Below are 20802 nucleotides of genomic sequence, written 5' to 3' on the forward strand. Positions count from 1 at the left end.
CGGCAGGGGTGACTCCAGGCAAAAACGGCAATGGCGCGATTCTACCGCGCCGGCCTGCCATCCGTCCCTTCGCCGCGCAGATGATCTGAACTTCAGTTGCGGCGCACCGCTCCCTTGCATAGAGGGCACTTCTCGCCCGACTGCCGAAGGCTGCCGCCATGACCGTGATGACCGCCGCACCCGTGCTTGACCCGCATGTCATCGATAGCCGAGCAGGCCATGCAGCGCGTTATCACGCTCTGTTGCAGGGCGAGCTGAGCGACAGCGCCGCCTGGCTCGGCGAGCAATTGCAACAGGCTGAGGCCTTGCCTGATGAACTGCCGGCCAACCCCGTCGAACTCGGCCAATGGACCGCCGAGCGCGCTGCTGCCGTGGCCGGGCAATACGCCCAGTACCTGGCCGAGCGCAAAGCCGGCGCTGCCCGGCGTTACTTCAGCAACCGCGCCCATGCGCTGTATTTTCTCCAGCACGTCGTCCCGACCAAGGCGGTGGATGGTGCCTGGCTGTTCGGCATGCTCAGGCACTGGGCCGACCCGCGCTACCACGGGCTGATCCGCATCTACCTGGAAGAGCTCGGTGATGGCGACCCGGCCTGCAACCATGTGCTGATCTACCGGCGCCTGCTCAGCGAACTGGGCTGCCATGAGCCGCTGCCGCTGGGCGACGACCGCTACCTGCAAGGTGCGCTGCAACTGGCGCTGGGCTTCAACACCGAGGCGTTCCTGCCCGAAGTGATCGGCTACAACCTGGGCTATGAGCAACTGCCCCTGCATTTGCTGATCAGCGCTTACGAGCTGGACGAACTGGGCATCGACCCGCAGTACTTTCGCCTGCACGTGACCATCGACAACGCCAGCAGCGGCCACGCCTGCAAGGCGGTGCAGGCACTGATGCAACTGTGGCCGGCGCAGGGTGCCAGCGAGTTCTATCGGCGGGTGGCGCGAGGCTATCGGCTCAACGACCTGGGCCCGGGCTCAGCGACGATCATTGCCGAGTTTGACCTCGAAGCCGAGCTGCTGGTCGCCTTCGAGCGCAAGCGCAGTTTTGGCCAGCACATGCATTCCGATTACTGCCGTATCGAAGGACGCACGGTCAACCAGTGGCTGGCCGAGCCCGGCAGCATTGCGGGGTTTCTCGCCGCCCTGCAGGAAAAGGGCTGGATCAAACGCGGCCAGGACCCGGCCGACAGCCGTTTCTGGCAACTGATCGACGGCCCGGCAGCAGCGATGTTCGGCGTCTTCAGCCCCTATGAAAAACAGCTGCTGCATGACTGGATCGCGCTCAGCTGGCAGCCGCGCCGCCCTCGTCACGGGCCGGCCAAGGCCGAGGTGTCGATGCACGACGAGGCGCTGGTGAGCGCGCTTGAGCGCGAGCTCCATGACCTGCCGCCGCAGGCGCGGATTGCCTACCTGCTCGGCGAAATGGCGGGTGCTCGCCACGCCTTGCCCCAGGGCCTGGCGGCGACGCGCAAATACGCACAGATGACTGGGCTCAATCAGTAACGGAGGCTGACCATGCAATTGACCGAGGCGCAACGCCAGGCCGATCAGGCCTTGCTGCAACTGGGGCGGCGGCTGCTGGCCGATGGCTATCGCTTTACCAGCGTCACGCCCTTGACCCAGTGGCGCAATAACCAGCGTGAGGGTGCAGAACAGTCTCATACCCTGCGCGATATTTTCGGCTGGAACCGGCCCTTTGCGCCCGCGCTGCTGTCAGCGGACGAGCTGGCGCAGCTGCAACGGGCGCAGATCCTCGACGAGCATGAACAGCTGCTGCGCAGCCGGGTACGCTGGTCGAGCCTGCATGATTTGCTCTTCGTTCATTCCGGTTTTCCCACCGACAGCACGGACGCGGTGTTTTTCGGCCCGGACAGCTATCGCTTTGCCCAGTTGATCGAAGCCCACCTGCAGCAGAGTTTCGCCAGCATCAACCACGCCGTGGATATCGGTTGCGGTGCCGGGGTCGGCGCGGTGCTGATCGCCCGCGCCCGCCGGCATGCACAGGTCAGCGCCGTGGACATCAACCCGCAGGCCCTGCGCCTGACCGCTATCAACGTCGCCCTGGCGGAGCTGGCCAACGTCTCGGTCGAGCACAGCGATGTGCTCCAGGGCATCAGCGGCAGCTTCGACCTGATTGTCGCCAACCCACCGTACATGCTCGACGCCAGTGAGCGCGCCTACCGGCATGGTGGCGGCGCCCTGGGCGCCGGGCTGTCGTTGCGGATCGTTGAACAAGCACTGCCACGCCTGGCGCCGGGCGGCACCTTGCTGCTGTACACCGGGGTGGCCATGGTTGAGGGTCGCGACCCGTTCCTGGCAGCTTTGCAAGCGCCTTTGGCGTCCGCCGACTGGGCCTGGCACTACCATGAACTGGACCCCGACGTGTTCGGCGAACAACTGCTCGAGCCCGGTTACCAGCAGGTCGAACGCATCGGCGCAGTGGCCTTGAGCGTCACCCGCCGATGAACAGCCCCTGCGGCTTTGGCATCGAGGAAGAATACCTGCTGGTCGAGCTGGCCAGCGGGCACATGCTCGCCGCGCCGTCGGCGGCGCAGATCGACCTGTGCCGCCAGGTGCTTGGCGCACACTTTGCCCAGGAGATGTTCAAGGGCCAGATCGAGGTGGCATCGCCAGTGTTCAGCAGCCTGGCCCAGGCCCGGGAGTTTCTCGCCGGCAGTCGCATGCAACTGGCACAGGTACTGGCCGAGGAAGGCATCGGCCTGTTGAGCGCCGGCAGTCATCCCCTGGGCGGCTGGCGCAAGCAGCAGCCTGCTGACGACGAACACTTTCGCCAGTTGTTCGCCGACTACCAGCAGGTGGCCCGGCGCAGCCTGTTGTGCGGCCTGCATGTGCACGTCGGGGTGCCGCCCGGGCACGACCGCATCCAGCTGATCAACCAGTTGCTACCCTGGTTGCCGCTGCTATTGCTGCTCAGTACTTCATCGCCGTTCTGGGAAGGCCAGGTGACCGGCTACATGAGCTATCGCCAGGTAGCCTGCGGGGAATGGCCGCACATGGGCCTGCCGGAACGCTTGAGCGACTGGCAGGGATACCAGCGCTACCTGGCCTTGTTGCGACGCACCGGTTCGTTGCGCGAGGGTGATGACGGCTGGTGGGCGATCCGCCCGTCGCGGCGCTTTCCGACGGTGGAGCTGCGCATCGCTGATGCTTGCCCGAACCTTGAAGATGCGCTGTGCATAGCCGGGTTGTTTCGCTGCATGGTCGAGCATTATCTGGCGCAACCACGTACCACCGTGCACCTGAGCCGCGAAGCCCACTGGCTTGCCCGGGAGAACTACTGGCGGGCCATGCGCCATGGCCGCCATGGGCAGTTCATTTGCCTGGAGGATGAAGGGCAGGGCAGCGCCGGGCAGTGGCTGGCGCGGGCGCAAGCGGTGTTTGCCGATGCGCTGCAGGGGGTTGACGGTGATCGCAGCTTTGCCCGGGCGCAGGTGATTGTTGCTCAGGGGAGCAGTGCCGACCGGCAATTGGCGATGGCGCAGCAGGGGATGTTGGCGGTGGTGCAGGGGTTGTTGCAAGAGGTCAAATCGTGTTGACGCCATCGCGGGTCAAGTCGAGGCGTCGCACCGACGCTCGGCCGTTCATTTCGCTCTACCCCCACGCCCGGCATGTGCCGCTGCGGGTGCGGGCCTTTATTGATTTCCTGATTCAGGATGCGGCTGGCTGAAACGCTAGCCCTTGGCTTTTTTCAGGCTTTTCATCCGCTGCTTGGCGCGCTGCACGGCAGCCATTTTTTCCGGGCGTTTCATGCGCTTCCATTTGCGGATGTCGTCCTTGCTGCGGCCGCAGCTCAGGCACAGGTCGCCGCTCAACTGGCACACGGCGATGCAGGGATTTTCGATGTCCTTGGCCATGTGTCAGCCGCGCTGTTCGATGTCGAACTGCACGTGAGGTGCGAGCGGATGCAATTCGACGTCGGCTTCTTGCAAAGCCAAGGCCGTCAGCTCGATCATCCGCTCACCTTGTCCGCTGGCCAGGGCGTGTTCCTTGGCAGCCCGGGTTTCGAAAACCCAGATCACCTGCAAACTGGAAGGGAAGCGTGTGTAATCGACCAGGTGGGTGAGCCAGGCAAAACCGACGATTTCGGCCTTGGCGGTCTCGCAGGCTTCGGTCAGGGTGGCGACCAGACGGCGGTCAAGCTGCGCCTGTTCGCGTTTGCTCAGTGGCATGGCGGTAAGGGTCTTTGCGGGAGGAGAGGCGATCATACGCTATCTGAGCGCGCCACCCGGAACTGGGCGCAGCGGTGCCGGGTCTTGCGCCAATCCTGTGGGAGCGGGCTTGCCCCGCGATCGAGCGCGAAGCGGTCGTGGTTCAGGCACGCTCCTACACCGGTGGCTGCGGGGCCTATTGAACGTTGTGCAGCTTGACCACATCACCCGAGACACGGGTGGTGTAGCCGGTCAGTACCCAGGCCCAGAACCAGTTTTCCTGGACCTGGGTGTTGATCATCGCGTCGCCGCCCTTGGCCTTGATCGCGGCATTCTGGGCGCGCACGAAGCGGCTGTTCTGACGCACTGGAATGACGCCCAGTACCAGCAGACCGGTGGCGCTGGCTTCGCTGTGGCCGATCACGGTGTACTGGTCGGCGTTGTAGTGCTGGGTTTTCATCGGGGTGCCGGTGCAACCTGCCAGGGCCAGGACGAACAGGCCGCAGGCGACAACTTTGCTCAGGTTTTTCACTGCATAACTCCATGACAATTGGCCCGGGATCCATCTCTCGAGCGGCGCATACTTTACCGGATCAGCCAGGATCACGCTCGTCTGCTGGCGCGCGGCCTACCGCTACCCGGCGTAAAATACGGGGTTGCGACCCTCCCGCGGAGCAGCAGCCATGAAAATCGTCGTGATCGGTGGTACCGGCCTGATCGGCACCCAGTTGTGCAACAACCTGCGGGCCAACGGCCACAAGGTGCTCGCCGCCTCGCCCAAGACTGGCGTCGATACCCTCACCGGCGAAGGCCTGGAGCAAGCGCTGCAGGGCACCGATGTAGTGGTCGATGTGGCCAACTCGCCGTCCTTTGACGACGCTGCCGTGCTGGCGTTTTTCCAGAGCTCCGGGCGCAACCTGCTGGCCGCCGAACACAAGGCCGAGGTGCGTCACCACATCGCCCTCTCGGTGGTGGGCACCGAGCGCATGCAGGACAGTGGCTACTTTCGCGCCAAGCTGGCCCAGGAAGAGCTGATCAAGGCCTCAGGCAGGCCCTATACCATCCTGCGCGCTACGCAATTTTTCGAGTTCATGGGCGCCATCGCTTATTCCGGTGCCGACGGCAACCGCGTGCGCCTGACCAACGCCGCGCTGCAGCCAGTGGCCTCATCCGACGTGGCCCTGGCCCTGGCCAACCTTGCCGAGCAGGCGCCGGCCAACCGCACTCTCGAAATCGCCGGCCCTGATCGCCTGCCGCTGGCTGATTTCGTGCGCAGCTACCTGCAGCACAATCAAGATGCCCGCGAGGTGATAGCCGACCCCGAGGCCACCTATTTCGGGGCGCCGATCGACGACCGTTCACTGACCCCGGATGAAGGTGCGATCCTTGGCTCGCTGCACTTTCAGACCTGGTTGAAAACCACCGCCGTGCAACGCTGATGCCGTTGAACTGGAGAGTGACATGCGCCTTCCATTCTTGCTCGTGCTGGTACCGATAGTGGGCGTGGCCCAGGCCGATACACCGCCACCGCCCAGCGTCACCCCGGTGATGACCCAGGCATTGCCCGACTACCCGGGCAAGGAAGTGTTGATCCTGCAAGTGCAGTACCCGCCGGGCGGCGCCGACCCGGTGCACCGTCACGATGCCCATGGTTTTATCTATGTGCTTGAAGGTTCGGTGATCATGGGGGTGAAGGGCGGCAAGGAGGTCACCTTGACTCCCGGGCAGAGCTTCTATGAAGGCCCGGCCGACATCCACAGCGTCGGGCGCAACGCCAGCCAGGACAAACCGGCGAAGTTCGTGGTGTTTTTGCTCAAAGAGGCGAAGAAGCCGGCACTGCTGCCGGCAGAGTAATCTTCAGGGGTTTTACCCGCGCCACACCGGCCACAGGTCGCTGCCCAGCGCCCAATGCCCTTGCCCGGGCAGCAGGCGCACACCACCGACCCAGCGCTCGGGGGCCTGCTGCTCAAGCCAGTTGGCCTGGCCCGCCAGCACCTGCTCGCCCAGCGGGGTGAGGCTCAGGGGCCGGCGCGGCCAGTCCAGCTCGGCCTGCGCCTGGATGAGCAGCGGCGTCGGCGAATCGATCAGCGGGCGCAGCAGGGCATGGAACATCATGTCGCCCAGGTAAGGCAGTGGCTCGCGCTTGCCCATCAGTTCGGCAAACACCCGGCCGAACGGCACCTCGCCGAACTCGTTGATGATCTGCAGCGCCAGGCGTTCGCTCAGCGACAGGCCGTCGTCCACGCCCGGCAGTTCCTGCAACTGGCGTAGCAGCGCCGGGGCGAGCAAGGGCAGGGCCAGGTCCTGGCGATGGGCCAACTGTGCCCAGGCCAGTGGCGAGGGGGCGCAATACGCTGCCCAGGCCTCGCGCGCCAGTTGCAGCATGGGCCCATCCACTGCCCGGCGCTGCGGCCACAACCAGGCCAATACGTCCGGGGCTAATTGGCCGATTCCGATAAACCGCTCGACCCCGGGCATTCTGTCAATCTCGATCAGCTCCAGGCGCTGCGGCGGCTTGGCCAAGCCGGCCAGCACGCGGATCAAGAACAGCTGGTCATAGGCATCCGCCTCGCACCAGAGCACCGCGCTGGGGCAGCCGTCGAGGCGGGCCAGGTCGGCGTATTCGGTGTCCATCTTGCGCTGTACTTCGGCGAGCTCCAGGCCATAGGCCTGGCTGATGTAGTCGCTGCGCAGGGCGCGGTAAGGCGCTGTCGGCACGTCACGCACCGGGCCCATCACCAGCGGGTCGCTGAGCATCTGAAAGGCGCCGGTAAAGCCGGCCAGGCGCAGGCTGTGGCTGATGTCGTTGCCGCAGCGCCAATGCTGGGTGGCGGCTTCGTCATCGGCAGTAAATTGCGGGTGGCGGGCGGCAAACTCGATGGCCTCGACATGCGCCTTGAGCTTGGGCCAGCTGGCAAAGCCCAGGTCGCGGGCAATCAGCCACTGGGCATCGGCCAGGCGCGGTGAGGCAGGGCCGAGTAGCGCCAGTTGCTCGGGCGCGGTACCGCTGCGCAGGCGCTGCAACAGCTCCTTGGCGCGTTTGCGTTGTTGTTCAAGATTGATGCGCCCGTCATGGGACGGCGACGACAGTCGAGCAGGCATACGAACTCCTTGTGCGAGCCTTGTCCGCTGTCAGGCCGGGAGTCGTAGACAAAAATGTGGGGTGTACAGCCTGGGCGCAGCCCTTTCCGCGGACGGGTGGCGTGGTTGACGCCGGCTGCGACTATAGGCCCGGCGCCCGGCAAAAGGCAATCGTCAGCTCCAGGCGCGCGGCCAGCACTCCTGCAGCAGGTCGCTGAACACCTTCAGGCGCGGCGAGTGCTGGCGCGACGGCGGGTAGACCAATGCCAGTTCACGCCAGCGCCCGGAAAACGGCTCCAGCACCGGCACCAGACGCCCGTCGGCCAAGGCCTGGCGGGCGACGAAATCCATCACCTGGACAATGCCGAAACCCTGCAGCGCGGCATCGATCAGCGGGTCGCCGACATCGAACAGCAGCTGCCCGCTGACCTGCACGTCGACCCGCTTGCCGTCCTGGACGAACTGCCAGTCGACGCGGCGCCCGAGGTAGGGGTTATGCACCACCAGGCAGTTGTGCCGGGCCAGGTCTTCGAGGGTCTGCGGCATGCCGTGGCGGGCCAGGTAGGCGGGGGAGGCGACGGTCACCCAGTGCATCGGCGCCAGCGGCCGGGCCACCAGGCGCACATCGCTGAGCGGGCCGATGCGCACCGCGGCGTCGAAGCCTTCTTCGGCGAGGTCGACCAGGCGATCGGTCATGGTCGCATCCACCACCAGTTGGGGATGGCGTTGGGTCAGTTCGCCCAGCAGCGGCAGGATGACGATCCGGCCAAAGGCCGAGGGCAGGCTCAGGCGCAGGGTGCCGCTGGGTTCGCAGCGGCGGTCGAGCAGCAACTGCTCGGCTTCCTCGAAGCCGGCCAGCAAGGGGGCGCAACGCTCGCGCAGTAGCAGGCCGTCGGCGCTCAGGCTGACGCTGCGGGTGTTGCGGTGCAGCAGCTTGACCCCCAGTTGCTCTTCCAGACGGCGGATTGCCCGCGACAAGCCTGACTGGGTCAAGCCGGTGCTGGCGGCTGCGGCGGTAAAACTGCGCAGCTCGGCGACCTTGAGCAGCAGGGCAACGGTGTTCAGATCCATGATTAAAGTCATTACTGAAAGAACTGGCAGCGTATTTATCATGCCTGGCGCATGAAAGACACTGGCGCCTTCTTGCCAAGGATGCCCCGCATGTCGACTCCCACCCCGCGCCACCCTGCATTGATGCTGCTGTTGCTGGCGTGCGCCCAACTGATCATTGCCCTGGACTACACCATCGTTTTCGTCGCCTTGCCGACCATTGGCGAGCACCTGGCCATCGGCCCGCGCCAGTTGCAATGGATCATCAGCGCCTTCGGCGTGGCCTTTGGCGGCTGCCTGCTGCTTGGCGGACGCGCCGCCGACCTGCTCGGCCGCAGGCGCCTGTATCGGCTTGGCCAGGGCTTGTTCGCCATCGCCTCGCTGGCCGGCGGTCTGACCTATCAGGCCGAGATCCTGGTGCTGGCGCGGGCGCTGCAGGGGTTGGCGGGTGCCTTGCTGTTCCCCGCGACCCTGGCGCTGATCAACAGCCAGTACGCCGAAGGTGCGCCGCGCACTCGCGCCCTGGCGATCTGGAGCGCCGCTTCGGCCGCGGGCCTGGCCCTCGGCGCCTTGCTCGGCGGCATCCTCACCCAGTGGCTGGGCTGGCAGGCGGTATTTCTGGTCAACGTGCCGCTGGCGGGGGCTTGCGCCTGGGCCGCCGGCTACTGGATTCCGATCGACCCGCCACGGGCCCAGGGGCGCTCGTTTGATCTGGCCGGTGCCCTGACCATCACCCTCGGCGGCAGCCTGCTGGTGCTGGCGCTGATCGAAGGGCCGAGCTGGGGCTGGCAACGGCCGCTGTTCTGGACCGTGCTGGCGGCCGCACTCATCTGCCTGGCGGTGTTTGTGGTGATCGAAACCCGCAGCCGCGACCCGTTGATGCCGCTGCGCCTGCTGCGCACCCCGGGCCTTCGCGCGGCCATGGGCCTGACCGCAGTGTTCATGGCCAGCTTCAGCGTGCAGTACTACTTCCTGGCCTTGTACTTCCAGCAGGTCTACGGCTACAGCGTGCTTGCCAGCGGCCTGGCGTTTTTGCCGGCGACCCTGGTGTGCACCCTGGGCATCGGCATTGCCGAACGGGCGCTGGCCCGCCTGGGTTTGCGCAGCACCTTGATTATCGGCTTGCTGGCCGGCGGCCTGGGTATCCTCTGGCTCGGCTGGATGTTGCCCGGGGATGGCGCTTTTGCCCGCCTGCTGGCGCCGATTGCCTTGCTCAGCATCGGCCAGGGCATGACCTGGACGGCCATGTGGGTGTGCGCCGGGCAGGGGGTTGCGGCGGCCGAGCAAGGCGTGGCGTCAGGGATGGCGTCTACCGTCCAGCAGATTGGCGGGGCGTTGGGCCTGGCGCTGCTGGTGGGGTTGGCCAACCAGGGGCTCGACGGCTTGAGCGGCGCAGCCTGGCAGCAAGGTTACGCGCTGGGTTTGCAGCGTGCAGTACTGGTCAGCGGCGGGATTGCGCTATTGGGTGTGCTGATCGCCCTGGCGTTGCCTGGCAAGGTTCGCAGCACTTCAACAGAGGCTCAAGGCTGTTAGCCGGCTTTGACACACGGCACACTGGCGTCCCGACCCTGACTCACGGAACGAGCCGATGCCCCTGCACATTCGCCCCGCCACGCCCGCCGACGCCAGCGCCATCAGCAAGGTGATCATCCAGTCCTTGCAGCAGACCAACGCCGCCGATTATTCGGCGGCGCTGATCGCCCAGGTCGAGCAGAGCTTTACTGCAGAGCGAATACTGGCCTTGCTTGAGCAGCGCCAGGTGCTGGTGGCGCTGCTCGACCAGCAGTTGGTTGCCACTGCCAGCCTGCAAGGCAATGTGCTGCGCAGCGTGTTTGTGGCGCCAGGGGTGCAGGGCACCGGCGTGGGTCGCGCGCTGATGCAGGCGCTTGAAAACCTGGCCCGGCAAGCGGGGCAGATGGTGCTGCGGGTGCCGTCATCAATCACTGCAGAGGGGTTTTATGCCCGGCTCGGCTACGCCAAGGTCCGCGAGGTGATGGAGGGGGAGGAGCGGATCATCGTCATGGAGCGCGCTGTGCCGCGTTGAGCACGGGGTTGTCGTCGAATATCATTTGACATATTTGATTTGTGATCACATATTCGTATCACAAGAACGACAACACAGGCTTTTTTCCATGACCGACCGTCCCGTCCTGTTGCCGGCCCTGCGCCAGGTGTCCCGCGATACCCTGCAAGACCAGGTCTACCGGCAGATCCGCGAAGCGCTGATGAGCGGGCGTTTTCAGCCCGGGCAGAAGCTGACCATCCGTGGCCTGGCCGAAGCGCTGGGTTCCAGCCCCATGCCGGTACGTGAAGCACTGCAGCGCCTGAGCGCCGAAAATGCCTTTGAAGTCACTGAAACCTCGCGCCTGCGGGTACGGGTGATGACGACTGAACGCCTGCGCGAAATCCGCGATGCGCGGGTGGCCCTCGAAGGCTTGCTGGCCGAGAAGGCCGTGGCCCATCTGGGCGATGCCGACCTGGCTGAAATCACCGAGCTCTGCGTGCAGATGCAGGCCGCCGCCGACAAGGTCGACGTGCCGGCTTACCTGTGGGGCAACTTTGCCTTTCACAGGCGCATTTATGCCGTGGCCCAGGCTGAACTGACCGTCGCCGCGGTGGAGAATTTCTGGCTGCACATGGGCCCGTGCTTTGCCCTGGTCGCCCCGGACAAAGCCCACCTGCAGCGCTCGATGCAAGCCCACGACCGCATCGTCGCCGCCCTGGCCGACCGCGATGCGGCGGCGGCGCGGGCGGCGGTGACCGACGACATCATGCAGGCCGCCGACTCCCTGGCGCGCCTGCTGGTCAACAACGACCGCGCGCGGTCTGTTTCTGGAGTGAAAAAAGCATGAGCGTTCTCAAGCGTCTGACGCCGTATCCGGGCCTGCGGGTGTTGATTTCCGGCGGCGCCGCCGGTATCGGTGAAGTGCTGGCGGCGGCCTATATCGAAGCCGGGGCCAGGGTGCATGTCTGTGATGTCAGCGAGGCGGCCCTGGCGGCGTTTCGCGACCGCTACCCAGGCAGCGTCGCCACCCGCGCCGACGTCGGCGACGGGGCGCAGATAGAGGCGCTGTTCAAGGTTCAGCGCGAGCAGTTCGGCGGCCTCGATGTGCTGGTCAACAACGCCGGCATTGCCGGGCCTACCGCCGGTATCGACGCCATCAGCGACGACGACTGGCAGCGCACCATCGACATCAACCTGACCGCGCAATACCGCTTCGCCCACCACGCGGTGCCGCTGCTCAAGGACTCGCCCAACGCCCACCTGCTGCACATCGCCTCGGTGGCCGGGCGCCTCGGTTACGCCTGGCGTACGCCGTATGCGGCAACCAAATGGGCCATCGTCGGCCTGATGAAATCCCTGGCTTCGGAGCTTGGCGACAGCGATATCCGCGTCAATGCCTTGCTGCCCGGCATCGTCGAAGGGCCGCGCATGGACGGGGTGATTCGCGCCCGTGCCGCGCAAGTGGGGGTATCCGAGGCGCTGATGCGCGAGGAGTACCTGAAGAAGATTTCCCTCAAGCGCATGGTCACTGCCGAAGACGTCGCCGCCACCGCCTTGTTCCTCTGCTCGCCAGCCGCCCGCAACATCACCGGGCAAGCCATCAGCGTCGATGGCAACGTCGAATACCTTTGAGCTGTACCTGCGCTTTTACCGCACTGCTTTCTCGCCAAGAATAAAAACGGAGAACACGCATGTCCAAGAAACGCCCGGTCATCATCACCTGCGCCGTCACCGGTGCCATCCATACGCCGTCGATGTCGCCGCACCTGCCGATCACCCCGCAGCAAATCGCCGACGCCGCCATCGGTGCCGCCGAGGCGGGTGCTTCAATCGTTCACCTGCACGCCCGTGATCCGTTCGACGGCAAGCCCAGCCAGGACGTCGAGCTGTTTCGCCAGTTCCTGCCGCAGATCAAGGCGCAGAGCGATGTGGTGATCAACATCACCACCGGCGGTGCGCCGACCATGGGCGTTGAAGAGCGCCTGCAGCCGGTGGCCCAGCTCAAGCCGGAGCTGGCCTCGCTGAACATGGGCTCGATGAATTTCGGCCTGTACGAAATGCTCGAGCGCTTCACCGAGTTCAAGCACGACTGGGAGCGGCCGTACCTGGAAGAGAGTGATGACCGCATCTTTCGCAACACTTTCCGCGACATCACCTACATCCTCAACGCTTGCGCCGAGAACCGCACACGCTTCGAAATTGAGTGCTACGACATCGGTCACCTGTACACCGCCGCGCATTTCCTCCAGCGTGGGCTGCTCAAGGCGCCGTTGTTCATCCAGTCGGTGTTCGGCCTGCGCGGCGGCATCGGTGGCCACCCCGAAGACCTGGCGCACATGCGCCGCACCGCCGACCGCCTGTTTGGCGACAACTATGAGTGGTCGATCCTCGGCGCCGGGCGCAACCAGATCCCCCTGGGCACCATGGGCCTGGCCATGGGCAGCAACGTGCGCGTGGGCCTTGAGGACTCGCTGTGGGACGGCCCGGGCAAGCTGGCGGCGTCCAATGCCGACCAGGTCAAGCGCATCCGCACGGTGATCGAAGCCCTCGGCGGGCGTGTCGCCAGCCCCGACGAGGCGCGGGAAATGCTCAGCCTCAAAGGCCGCTACGCAGTCGATTTCTAGCTTGCCTGCATGCCCCGGCCGAGCCTGGCCGGGGATGTTCCCATCGCTGTCGTCACACTAGAGATTCGTGCCATGACAATTACAAGATCGCCCGAAGAACTGACTGTGCCCCGTGATCCTGCAACCCTCAACCGGTTGCTGTTCGTCAAACTCATGCCGTTGCTGATCGCCGCCTATGTGCTGAGCTTTCTCGACCGCACCAACATCGCCCTGGCCAAGCATCAACTGGATGTTGACCTGGGCATTTCCGCGGCTGCCTACGGATTGGGCGCCGGGTTGTTTTTCCTTACCTATGCGCTGTCGGAAGTGCCCAGCAACCTGATCATGCACAGGGTCGGCGCACGCTTCTGGATTGCCCGGATCATGGTGACCTGGGGCTTGATTTCCGCCGCCATGGCCTTCGTCCAGGGCGAGACTTCGTTCTACGTGCTGCGCCTGTTGCTGGGCATCGCCGAGGCCGGCTTGTTCCCCGGGGTGATGCTCTACCTGACCTACTGGTTCGGCCGCGAACAGCGCGCCCGCGCTACCGGCTACTTCCTGCTCGGGGTGTGTTTTGCCAACATCATCGGCGGGCCGTTGGGCGCGGCGTTGATGCAGATGGACGGCCTGATGGGCTGGCATGGCTGGCAGTGGATGTTCATGCTCGAAGGCTTGCCGGCGGTGTTCTTCGCCTACGTGGTGTGGAAGAAGCTGCCCGACCGGCCGAGCAAGGCGCCGTGGCTGAGTAGCGCTGAAGCCGAGCAGATCGAACGCCAACTGGCCAGCGAGGCCGAGGAGGGCGCCGGCCACAGCGGGCACTCGCTCAAGCAGTGCCTGACGCCGCAGATCCTGTTGGCGATCTTTGTCTATTTCTGCCACCAGATCACCATCTACACGGTGATCTTTTTCCTGCCGGGGATTATCGGCAAGTACGGCGACCTGAGCGTGCTGCAGATCGGCTTTCTCACCTCCTTGCCGTGGCTGGCGGCAGCGGCCGGGGCGATCGTCCTGCCGCGGTTTGCCAGCACGGCGCAGCGGGCGCGACGGATCCTGGTCAGCGGTTTGCTGACCATGGCCCTGGGCCTGGCCATCGCCTCCCAGGCGGGGCCGGTGATCAGCCTGCTGGGCTTCTGCCTCTCGGCAGTGATGTTCTTTGTCGTGCAGTCGATCATCTTCCTGTACCCGGCCTCGCGCCTGAAAGGCGCGGCGCTGGCGGGCGGCTTGGGGTTCGTCAACTCCTGCGGGCTGCTGGGCGGGTTCTTCGGCCCGTCGCTGATGGGCATGATCGAGCAGAGCACCGGCAATGCCGTGAACGGCCTGAAGTTCATCGCCGTGGTGCTGGTGGTGGCGGCGTTGGCGGCGCTGCGTTTGCGCCAGGGGCATGAGCGTAAAAGCGCGAAGGGCGGTGCGCTGAAAAACGCGCAGCGCCAGTCGGCCTGAGCATCGCGGGTCCAGCCCGCTCCCACAGTGGATCTGCATGCACCGGACCTGTGGGAGCGGGCTTGACCCGCGATGAGGCCGTCCCAGACAACACAGCGCTTGACAGCCCACCCCCATCTCGTTTCCAATCCGCACCCTCAGATCCACCACCCCTCATTATTTAGGTGAAGCCAGTGCCCCACGCCAACCAACACGCCTGATGCCGACGACGGACGTTTAAGCCTGTTGGTGCCTGCCTGCGCACGCACTTTCACCTGCCCGCTGTCGTCGGTTTTCGCCCTTTTGGAGAAGACCCATGACACTCGATATCCGCGAGCTCGCGCAGCTCGACCTGTTCAAGTACCCGCGCACCCCACACCTGCAAAGTTCTCGCCTGCAATCGGGCGATAGCGACCATGACCAACTGCCTTACAGCGAACTGAAGGGCCAGTACCTGGTGGTCGAGGAAAAGCTCGACGGCGCCAATGCTGCGATCAGTTTTTCTGCCGCCGGCGAGCTGTTGCTGCAGTCCCGTGGCCATTACCTGGCCGGCGGGAGCCGCGAGCGCCAGTTCAACCAGTTCAAGCAATGGGCGGCCTGCCATGAACACTGGCTGCTCGAGCACCTGGAAGACCGCTACGTGCTGTTCGGCGAGGTGATGAGCAAGCGCCACAGCGTGTTCTACGACCAGCTCCCGCACCTGTTCTTCGAGTTCGATATCTGGGACCGCGAGGCGCAGGTGTTCCTCTCCACCGCACGGCGCCAGCAGTTGCTTGCTGGCGGCCCGGTGCTGTCGGTACCGGTGCTGTTCGAAGGCATTGCACCGCCTCGGCTGAAGGACCTGCTCGCCCTGGTCGGCCACTCACAAGCCAAGTCGCGACGCTGGAAAAACGCGTTTGCCGAGGTCATCGACCGTCAGCAACTGGATTTTTCCAAGGCCTGGAACCAGGGCGACCGTTCCGACCTGATGGAGGGCCTGTACCTGAAAATCGAAACCGCCGAGCACACCACCGGGCGGATCAAATGGGTGCGCCACGACTTTGTCCAGGCCATCCTCGAAGCCGATGAGCACCACCTGCGCCAGCCCTACATCCCCAACCTGCTGGCCGCCGGTGTCGACCTGTATGCGCCCGAGCCCCAGGTCACCTGGGCCAGCCTGCAGGCCGCCGAACAAGGAGTTGAATGATATGGACATGAACACATTGCGAGCGCTGATGCCCGGCCCCGGTCGCGCGGTCGACTACCCGGCACTGCTCGAGGCGATCCCGTCTCTGCGCGCCTTGGCGGCAACCCCGCAAGACCCGGTCTACCACCAGGAAGGCGACGTCTGGACCCACACCATGATGGTGGTCGATGCCTTGCTCGCCGACCTTGCCTACCAACGCGCCACCCCAGAACAGCAATTCGTGCTGTTTTACGCCGCAGTGCTGCACGACATCGCCAAGCCGTCGTGCACGGTGATCGATGAAGTCACCGGCAAGATCGGCCAGCCCGGGCATTCGCGTCGCGGTGCGGTAGATGCGCGCATCCTGTTGTGGCAGGCCGCGGTACCGTTTGAGCTGCGCGAAAGCATCTGCCGGATCATCAGCGTGCACCAGTTGCCGTTCTTTGCCCTGGCCGGGGACAAGAGCGGGCGTTCGGCCGAGCAGATCCTCCATCGCCTGTCGTGGGAGTTGCCGGTGTGGATGCTCTGCGCCGTGGCCAGCGCCGATATGCAGGGCCGCGGCTTTGCCGGCAAGCAGGGGCTGCTCGACGACATCGAAGTATTTCGCCTGCTGGCCGAAGACGAAGGCTGCCTGGATCAGCCCAAGGCCTTTGCCGACGATTACACCCGGCGCTGCTACTTTCGCGGTGCCTCGGTGCTGCCGCAGTACAGCCTGTACCGCGAGGTGCAGGGCTCGCAGGTGATCATGCTGGCGGGGCTGCCGGCCAGCGGCAAGGACACCTGGGTCAACCAGCATGCAGCGGATCTGGCCGTGGTGTCGTTCGACGATGCGCGCCAGGAGCTGGGCCTGAGCCATGGTGACAAAGGCCCGGTGGCGCAGTACGCGATCGACAAGGCCAAGACCTTGCTACGGCGCCGTGAGCCCTTCGTGTGGAACAGCACGCACCTGTCGCAGCAAATGCGCAAGAAGACCCTCGACCTGCTCTACAGTTACGACGCCGACGTGCGCCTGGTGTACCTGGAACAGAGCGAGCGCGAGCTGATGCGCCGCAACGCCCGTCGCGACACCTCGCTGCGCAACAAGGATATCGAGCGCATGTACTTTCGCTGGGAAGTGCCGACGCCGGTGGAGGCGGATCGGCTTGAGTACCAGGTGTGAGGCCATGCAGGTTATGTGGGGCTGCAGGCAGCCATCCATGACCCATCAGGGCATCCCGGAAATCCGCTTCAGATACTGGACTCTGGCTTGCGTCTGCTTCAACAGGCAATGGGTATGGATGGTGGCGTAGCCGCTGCCGCCAACCGACTCATACGTCTCCAGTTCACAGCTGGCATCACGAAAGGCAATCCAGGTGCGCTGGGCTTTTTTCAGCGCCACGTCCTGGGTCGGGCGCCCGGGTGACGCGCCCTCGTCCTTGAAGCGTGTAACCAGCTCCTGGTAGAGCTGATTCAATTGCCGATCGGATTTTTTCAGCGAGCGCTGCATGCATTCAAGCATCTGCACTTCGGTGTTGGCGCCGGGGCACAGGCCGCTTGCCTGGGCCGGGGTGGCTAGCGCCAGCAGCACGCCGAAGCCGGCGTAAATCAAGCGATACATGGGGCGTCCTTGCGTTGAAGTTATTTCAGTTTATTGGTGTTGCGGCCAGGTATCGCCAATCACCAGCCAGCAGGCCTTGGACTGTACATGCACATGTTTTTGCCGGGCCGGCTCGAACGGCGTATCCAGGGTGCCCAGCGCAACGCTGACCCAGTCCGGAAAGTCGCCACTGGCATTGGCCCAGAACAGGCTCGCGCCGCAGCCTGAACAAAAGCTGCGGCTGACGGTGGGTGATGACTTGAACACCTGCAACATGCCCTGCGGATCGCTGCAGCTCAGGGCCGCAGCCGGCACGCTGGCGTACGTGGCGAAGGCTGCGCCATGGGCTTTGCGGCACTGGCTGCAATGGCAGTGGCTGACGGCTTTCAGCGGGGTGTTGATGCGGTAACTGACGGCGCCGCACAGGCAACTGCCGTGAAAGTCGCTGGTTGTCGGCGCAGATTTGTCGTTGTTCATCCCTGGAGCCCGGTAGAATTTCGCCCGCGATCATAAACCAAGGACAGGAACACCACGATGCGTGAACGTAAATCAGCCCGGCTGTTAGTCATCAGCCCGTCCCGCAGCGTGTTGCTGTTTCGCTTCGTCCATCGCAACGGCGCGCTGGCCGGTGACGATTACTGGGCAACGCCGGGAGGCGGCGTGGAGGAGGGCGAAACCTTTGAACAGGCTGCCATTCGCGAGCTGCGCGAAGAAACCGGCATCAAGGTCGACGCGGTGGGCGCGCACTTGAGCGAGCGGCGCTTTACCATGCAACTACCCAGCGGCGAGTGGGTCACCTCGGTCGAGCAGTACTACCTGATCCAGGCGCAAAACCAGCAGCTGTGCCGCCAGGGCTGGACGGCTTCGGAGGTCGAGGTGATGGCCGATCATCGCTGGTGGTCGGCCGAGGAACTGCGGCAAACCACCGACACAGTGTGGCCCGAGCGGCTGATTGAAACCCTTGAGTCGGCCGGGGTGTTCAGCGCCGCGCCAGCGCATGGCTGACGCATTGCTCGTAGTAGGTCTGCTTGATGGCCGCGGGCTTTAGGCGTGACTGGCTGTTGTAGGTCTGTTCGGTGATGCCCATGGCGGTCATGCGCATCCACGGCTTGTTGAACTTACGCACCTGCAGGCGCTTGCGCGCGGCGTACAGGGTCACCCCTGACAGCTTCGACTGCTGCGCGCCGGCGGCAATCTGCGAACCCCAACTGCACATGTAGCGGTCATTGTTGCCCAAGGCCTTGGCCTGGGCACCGAGCGGGAGGGCGAGCAGAAAAAACGCTGCCAGGGTTAATCCATAAGCCCGCATAGCACCTACCTAACTTGCTGAAAAGAAAGCGAGTTTGCCAACGAAGCGGCTAGCAGGGGGCCAGCAATTTGCCTTATTTGCGCCTGAATTTCACAGCAGTTGCGCTTGTGGCTGACGGCCCAGCAGCAGGCTTTCTGCAGCAACGACGAAGGTGCTGCCCAGCAGCCAGAAGGCATCGTGAACCTGGCTCATGAGGTAGCAGGCGCCCTGGCTGTCGACAAACAGCGCGCCATGGCCGTGGTGGACATCGCCGATGCACACCAGGGTGGTGTTGAGCTTGTGTTGCATCCTCACGATGACTTTGTCGTCGTGCAGGGCGGGCTTGGCCCTGAACTCAATGTCGCCGGCAGCGCATTCTTCACCGGCGCCGCAGTGGCCGACGCACAGGCCGTTGAGGCTCAGCAGCAGCGTGGCCGCCGGATGGTTCGCCGGCACGCTGGCCGGTAGCGGGTTGTTGGCCGGCCATCCGGCGGCAATGAACAGTGGGCGTAGGGTGTCAGGTAGGTCGATTGGCATGTCTGCTCTCTGGTCGAATCCGTGCGAGGGGTCAGATTAACACGCCGGTCATCATTGCCCCCTGTGCAGCGCTGGCAACATCAGGCTTGACCTCTACTTAAGTCGAGGTTTGATACTCGCCGCTCCCATCATTCGGAGCAGCACCATGACCGCAGCTTTCCACCTGTCCAACCCCGAAGGCCTCTACGATCCCAGCGCCAATGCCTACTCCCATGTCGCTGAAGTCGCCGCCAATGCCCGGCTGCTGTACATCGCCGGGCAGGGTGGTGAAGACCTTGAAGGCCGCTTGTCGAATGACTTTGCCGAGCAGGCACGCCAGGCCCTGGGCAATCTGCAGATCGCCCTGGCATCCAGAGGCGCAAGCCTGGCCGATGTGTTCAAGCTGACCCTGCTGATCGTCGACCACGACGAGGCCAGGCTGCGAATCTGGGGCAGCGAGGCCCAGCGGGCCTGGGGCAGCAACATGACCCCGACCTGCACGCTGATCCCGGTGCCGCGCCTGGCGCTCGACGGCATGTTGATCGAAATCGACGCGGTCGCCGCGCTAGCTGCCGGGTGACATGTTTTAGCGATGGCATTGGCCCCCGCTTTTGTAAACAATAGCGCCCGCAAAACGCGCTGTTCGTTCACTTATCGAGATACCAATGCCGTCGATTCTTCCGCTGTATGAGGTCCAGTCATGAGCGACCTCACTGTCGAGCTCCTGCAAACCGGCCCCGAGCAGCTCGAGCTGTTCCGCAACCTCTACCAGTTTTACGCCTACGAGTCGTCGGACTGGGAACAGGAAGACGTCGAGGTCGATGGCCGCTTCTATGTGCACGACGAGCACCTGCAACGCTACTGGCAAGAGCCGCAGTGGAGCGCCAACCTGATCCTGGTCGACGGCTACATCGCCGGCTTCCTGCTGATTGAACGCAGCGAACTGCCAGGCCTCGATGCCCTGGAGCTGGCCGACCTGTTCATCCTCAAGCGCTACCGGCGCAAGGGCATCGCCAGTGCCCTGGCCAGCCAGGTGCTGGCGAGCGGGCAGAACCAGTGGCTGGTGCGTTACTACGACCAGGACGAAACCGCCCATGCCTTCTGGCGCGCGGTGCTCGACAAGCTGCCGCGGCCGGTACGCTCGATCGAACTGGACGACGAGCCGGAGCTGGTGAACTTCCTCGTGACCCGGGCCTTGCACTGAGCCGGCCAAGGTACCGTCGGTGGGCTGAAGCTCACACCGACCGTTGTTGCAACCGCCTGTCCAGGCCTGCCAGCGGATTGCCGAGCCGTTGCGGGGTCTCGCCCGTCAACTGGCAAAGCAGCTCGATCAGCGTGTCGCCATCCAGCGCTCCCTGTGTGCGCAACCGCTCGGCAAGCACCCGCAGCATTGGCCAGTAGTGGCGCACCAGGCTGTGGCAGCGGGTCAGGGCCGCGGCTTCGGCATCGCGCATCCGCCGTGCCGGCAGCAAGGCGATCAGTTCGCGGGCGCGGCGCAGGTCGCCGGCGCCGCTGGTGCTGAGAAAACGCTCATCCGGGCAGCGCCGGTAGACAGCCTCGGCCACGGGGCCGGCGAAGCAATTGAGCAAGTCGCGCTCGATCAGCTCGATCATCGACGGCAGGTATTCGGCGATGCCTGGCGGCTCGAAGGCGGGCAGCGGTACCAGGTAGTCCGCCTCGACCAGGCCCTTGACCGCCTGCAGGTTGCCGCGCAAATCCACCATCGGCCCGATCAGCGCCTCGGCCCGGGTGCGCACGGTTACCCGCTTGATCGCCAGGCCGTTCCACCAGAAGGCCAGGGCATGGCCGGCTTCGTGGTAGGCGGTGCGACGCGGACGGCTGTTCATGGTCATGACCTCAGGTGAGGCGGCTATCGCTACGATCTGCTCCTTCCCTGGGGTTGGTATAAGAGATTATGGCTATCGGCGGGC

Annotated in this window: 26 protein-coding genes; 16 read left to right on the forward strand and 10 right to left on the reverse strand. The window is 64.7% G+C overall.

The genetic code is table 11. The features are described 5' to 3' along the window. The first annotated feature begins 158 nt into the window (after positions 1 to 158). From LOY37_RS10725 to LOY37_RS10735, 3 genes are read left to right on the forward strand one after another with little or no spacing between them, the layout of a single operon-like run. On the forward strand, positions 159 to 1502 hold the full coding sequence (locus LOY37_RS10725; protein WP_408980712.1) for an iron-containing redox enzyme family protein: 1344 nt from the start codon (positions 159 to 161) through the stop codon (positions 1500 to 1502). Positions 1503 to 1514: 12 nt separating this feature from the next. Beyond that, the gene (locus tag LOY37_RS10730; RefSeq protein WP_258610363.1) at positions 1515 to 2465 is read left to right on the forward strand and encodes a class I SAM-dependent methyltransferase; all 951 of its coding nucleotides are present in this window, start codon (positions 1515 to 1517) and stop codon (positions 2463 to 2465) included. Further along, positions 2462 to 3556: a carboxylate-amine ligase gene (locus LOY37_RS10735; protein ID WP_258716842.1), complete on the forward strand. Its 1095-nt coding sequence runs from the start codon at positions 2462 to 2464 to the stop codon at positions 3554 to 3556. The genes LOY37_RS10730 and LOY37_RS10735 overlap by 4 nt, the downstream gene beginning before the upstream one ends. A gap of 135 nt (positions 3557 to 3691) precedes the next feature. On the opposite strand, the gene LOY37_RS10745 is transcribed toward LOY37_RS10735, so the two are convergent. The 3 genes from LOY37_RS10745 to LOY37_RS10755 all read right to left on the reverse strand — a co-directional run bounded on the left by LOY37_RS10745 (position 3692) and on the right by LOY37_RS10755 (position 4700). Beyond that, the gene (locus tag LOY37_RS10745) at positions 3692 to 3874 is read right to left on the reverse strand and encodes a DUF1289 domain-containing protein (RefSeq protein WP_045201277.1); all 183 of its coding nucleotides are present in this window, start codon (positions 3872 to 3874) and stop codon (positions 3692 to 3694) included. 3 nt (positions 3875 to 3877) lie between these two features. Further along, positions 3878 to 4189, reverse strand: coding sequence for a hypothetical protein (locus tag LOY37_RS10750; protein ID WP_093384338.1), 312 nt, complete (start codon positions 4187 to 4189; stop codon positions 3878 to 3880). A 175-nt stretch (positions 4190 to 4364) separates the two neighbouring features. Beyond that, positions 4365 to 4700, reverse strand: coding sequence for a hypothetical protein (locus LOY37_RS10755; protein ID WP_038994655.1), 336 nt, complete (start codon positions 4698 to 4700; stop codon positions 4365 to 4367). Between the two features lie 151 nt (positions 4701 to 4851). Here LOY37_RS10755 and LOY37_RS10760 point away from each other — a divergent pair, with 151 nt between their 5' ends. Both LOY37_RS10760 and LOY37_RS10765 read left to right on the forward strand, forming a co-directional pair. Then, positions 4852 to 5607, forward strand: coding sequence for an SDR family oxidoreductase (locus LOY37_RS10760; protein ID WP_258716843.1), 756 nt, complete (start codon positions 4852 to 4854; stop codon positions 5605 to 5607). A 22-nt stretch (positions 5608 to 5629) separates the two neighbouring features. Beyond that, positions 5630 to 6022: a cupin domain-containing protein gene (locus tag LOY37_RS10765; RefSeq protein WP_258716844.1), complete on the forward strand. Its 393-nt coding sequence runs from the start codon at positions 5630 to 5632 to the stop codon at positions 6020 to 6022. Positions 6023 to 6034: 12 nt separating this feature from the next. On the opposite strand, the gene LOY37_RS10770 is transcribed toward LOY37_RS10765, so the two are convergent. Both LOY37_RS10770 and LOY37_RS10775 read right to left on the reverse strand, forming a co-directional pair. Next, complete coding sequence (locus LOY37_RS10770) at positions 6035 to 7270, reverse strand: DUF1835 domain-containing protein (RefSeq protein ID WP_258716845.1); 1236 nt, start codon at positions 7268 to 7270, stop codon at positions 6035 to 6037. Between the two features lie 153 nt (positions 7271 to 7423). Further along, positions 7424 to 8320 carry a LysR family transcriptional regulator gene (locus LOY37_RS10775; RefSeq protein WP_045201281.1) on the reverse strand — a complete coding sequence of 299 codons (897 nt, stop codon included), beginning with the start codon at positions 8318 to 8320 and terminating at the stop codon, positions 7424 to 7426. 123 nt (positions 8321 to 8443) lie between these two features. Between LOY37_RS10775 and LOY37_RS10780 the strand changes: the two genes are divergently transcribed. The 8 genes from LOY37_RS10780 (at position 8444) to LOY37_RS10815 (ending at position 16650) form a co-directional block, all read left to right on the forward strand. Then, positions 8444 to 9832, forward strand: coding sequence for an MFS transporter (locus tag LOY37_RS10780; protein WP_408980726.1), 1389 nt, complete (start codon positions 8444 to 8446; stop codon positions 9830 to 9832). 55 nt (positions 9833 to 9887) lie between these two features. Further along, positions 9888 to 10343, forward strand: a complete 456-nt coding sequence (locus LOY37_RS10785; protein ID WP_258716846.1) for a GNAT family N-acetyltransferase — start codon at positions 9888 to 9890, stop codon at positions 10341 to 10343. Positions 10344 to 10431: 88 nt separating this feature from the next. Beyond that, positions 10432 to 11151: a GntR family transcriptional regulator gene (locus LOY37_RS10790; RefSeq protein WP_045201285.1), complete on the forward strand. Its 720-nt coding sequence runs from the start codon at positions 10432 to 10434 to the stop codon at positions 11149 to 11151. After that, positions 11148 to 11936, forward strand: coding sequence for an SDR family oxidoreductase (locus LOY37_RS10795; protein ID WP_258716847.1), 789 nt, complete (start codon positions 11148 to 11150; stop codon positions 11934 to 11936). The genes LOY37_RS10790 and LOY37_RS10795 overlap by 4 nt, the downstream gene beginning before the upstream one ends. Positions 11937 to 11995: 59 nt before the next feature. Further along, positions 11996 to 12928, forward strand: a complete 933-nt coding sequence (locus LOY37_RS10800) for a 3-keto-5-aminohexanoate cleavage protein (RefSeq protein WP_258716848.1) — start codon at positions 11996 to 11998, stop codon at positions 12926 to 12928. A gap of 72 nt (positions 12929 to 13000) precedes the next feature. After that, positions 13001 to 14347 (forward strand): MFS transporter, encoded by a 1347-nt coding sequence (locus tag LOY37_RS10805; RefSeq protein ID WP_258716849.1) that lies wholly within the window; start codon positions 13001 to 13003, stop codon positions 14345 to 14347. 295 nt (positions 14348 to 14642) lie between these two features. Further along, positions 14643 to 15512, forward strand: a complete 870-nt coding sequence (locus tag LOY37_RS10810; protein WP_258716850.1) for an RNA ligase family protein — start codon at positions 14643 to 14645, stop codon at positions 15510 to 15512. Between the two features lies 1 nt (position 15513). Then, positions 15514 to 16650, forward strand: coding sequence for an AAA family ATPase (locus LOY37_RS10815; protein WP_258716851.1), 1137 nt, complete (start codon positions 15514 to 15516; stop codon positions 16648 to 16650). Between the two features lie 45 nt (positions 16651 to 16695). On the opposite strand, the gene LOY37_RS10820 is transcribed toward LOY37_RS10815, so the two are convergent. Together LOY37_RS10820 and LOY37_RS10825 are read right to left on the reverse strand one after the other, a co-directional pair. Further along, positions 16696 to 17088, reverse strand: a complete 393-nt coding sequence (locus LOY37_RS10820) for a lysozyme inhibitor LprI family protein (RefSeq protein WP_258716852.1) — start codon at positions 17086 to 17088, stop codon at positions 16696 to 16698. Between the two features lie 30 nt (positions 17089 to 17118). After that, the gene (locus LOY37_RS10825; RefSeq protein ID WP_258716853.1) at positions 17119 to 17544 is read right to left on the reverse strand and encodes a GFA family protein; all 426 of its coding nucleotides are present in this window, start codon (positions 17542 to 17544) and stop codon (positions 17119 to 17121) included. A 57-nt stretch (positions 17545 to 17601) separates the two neighbouring features. Here LOY37_RS10825 and LOY37_RS10830 point away from each other — a divergent pair, with 57 nt between their 5' ends. Beyond that, positions 17602 to 18072 carry an NUDIX hydrolase gene (locus tag LOY37_RS10830; protein ID WP_258716854.1) on the forward strand — a complete coding sequence of 157 codons (471 nt, stop codon included), beginning with the start codon at positions 17602 to 17604 and terminating at the stop codon, positions 18070 to 18072. On the opposite strand, the gene LOY37_RS10835 is transcribed toward LOY37_RS10830, so the two are convergent. Then, a complete protein-coding gene (locus LOY37_RS10835) occupies positions 18047 to 18376 on the reverse strand; it encodes a hypothetical protein (RefSeq protein WP_093384271.1) in 330 nt (109 codons plus the stop codon). The genes LOY37_RS10830 and LOY37_RS10835 overlap by 26 nt on opposite strands. 90 nt (positions 18377 to 18466) lie before the next feature. Next, positions 18467 to 18892, reverse strand: coding sequence for an SUKH-3 domain-containing protein (locus LOY37_RS10840; protein WP_045201295.1), 426 nt, complete (start codon positions 18890 to 18892; stop codon positions 18467 to 18469). 145 nt (positions 18893 to 19037) lie between these two features. On the opposite strand from LOY37_RS10840, the gene LOY37_RS10845 reads away from it, so the two are divergent. Both LOY37_RS10845 and LOY37_RS10850 read left to right on the forward strand, forming a co-directional pair. Next, positions 19038 to 19451 (forward strand): RidA family protein, encoded by a 414-nt coding sequence (locus LOY37_RS10845; RefSeq protein ID WP_258716855.1) that lies wholly within the window; start codon positions 19038 to 19040, stop codon positions 19449 to 19451. A 120-nt stretch (positions 19452 to 19571) separates the two neighbouring features. Beyond that, on the forward strand, positions 19572 to 20075 hold the full coding sequence (locus LOY37_RS10850) for a GNAT family N-acetyltransferase (protein ID WP_258716856.1): 504 nt from the start codon (positions 19572 to 19574) through the stop codon (positions 20073 to 20075). Between the two features lie 31 nt (positions 20076 to 20106). Here the strand turns inward: LOY37_RS10850 and LOY37_RS10855 are convergent, their stop codons facing one another. Next, positions 20107 to 20718 carry a hypothetical protein gene (locus tag LOY37_RS10855; RefSeq protein ID WP_258716857.1) on the reverse strand — a complete coding sequence of 204 codons (612 nt, stop codon included), beginning with the start codon at positions 20716 to 20718 and terminating at the stop codon, positions 20107 to 20109. Positions 20719 to 20802 lie beyond the last annotated feature (84 nt).

Source organism: Pseudomonas sp. B21-012 (assembly GCF_024749305.1).
Classification (GTDB): Bacteria; Pseudomonadota; Gammaproteobacteria; order Pseudomonadales; family Pseudomonadaceae; genus Aquipseudomonas.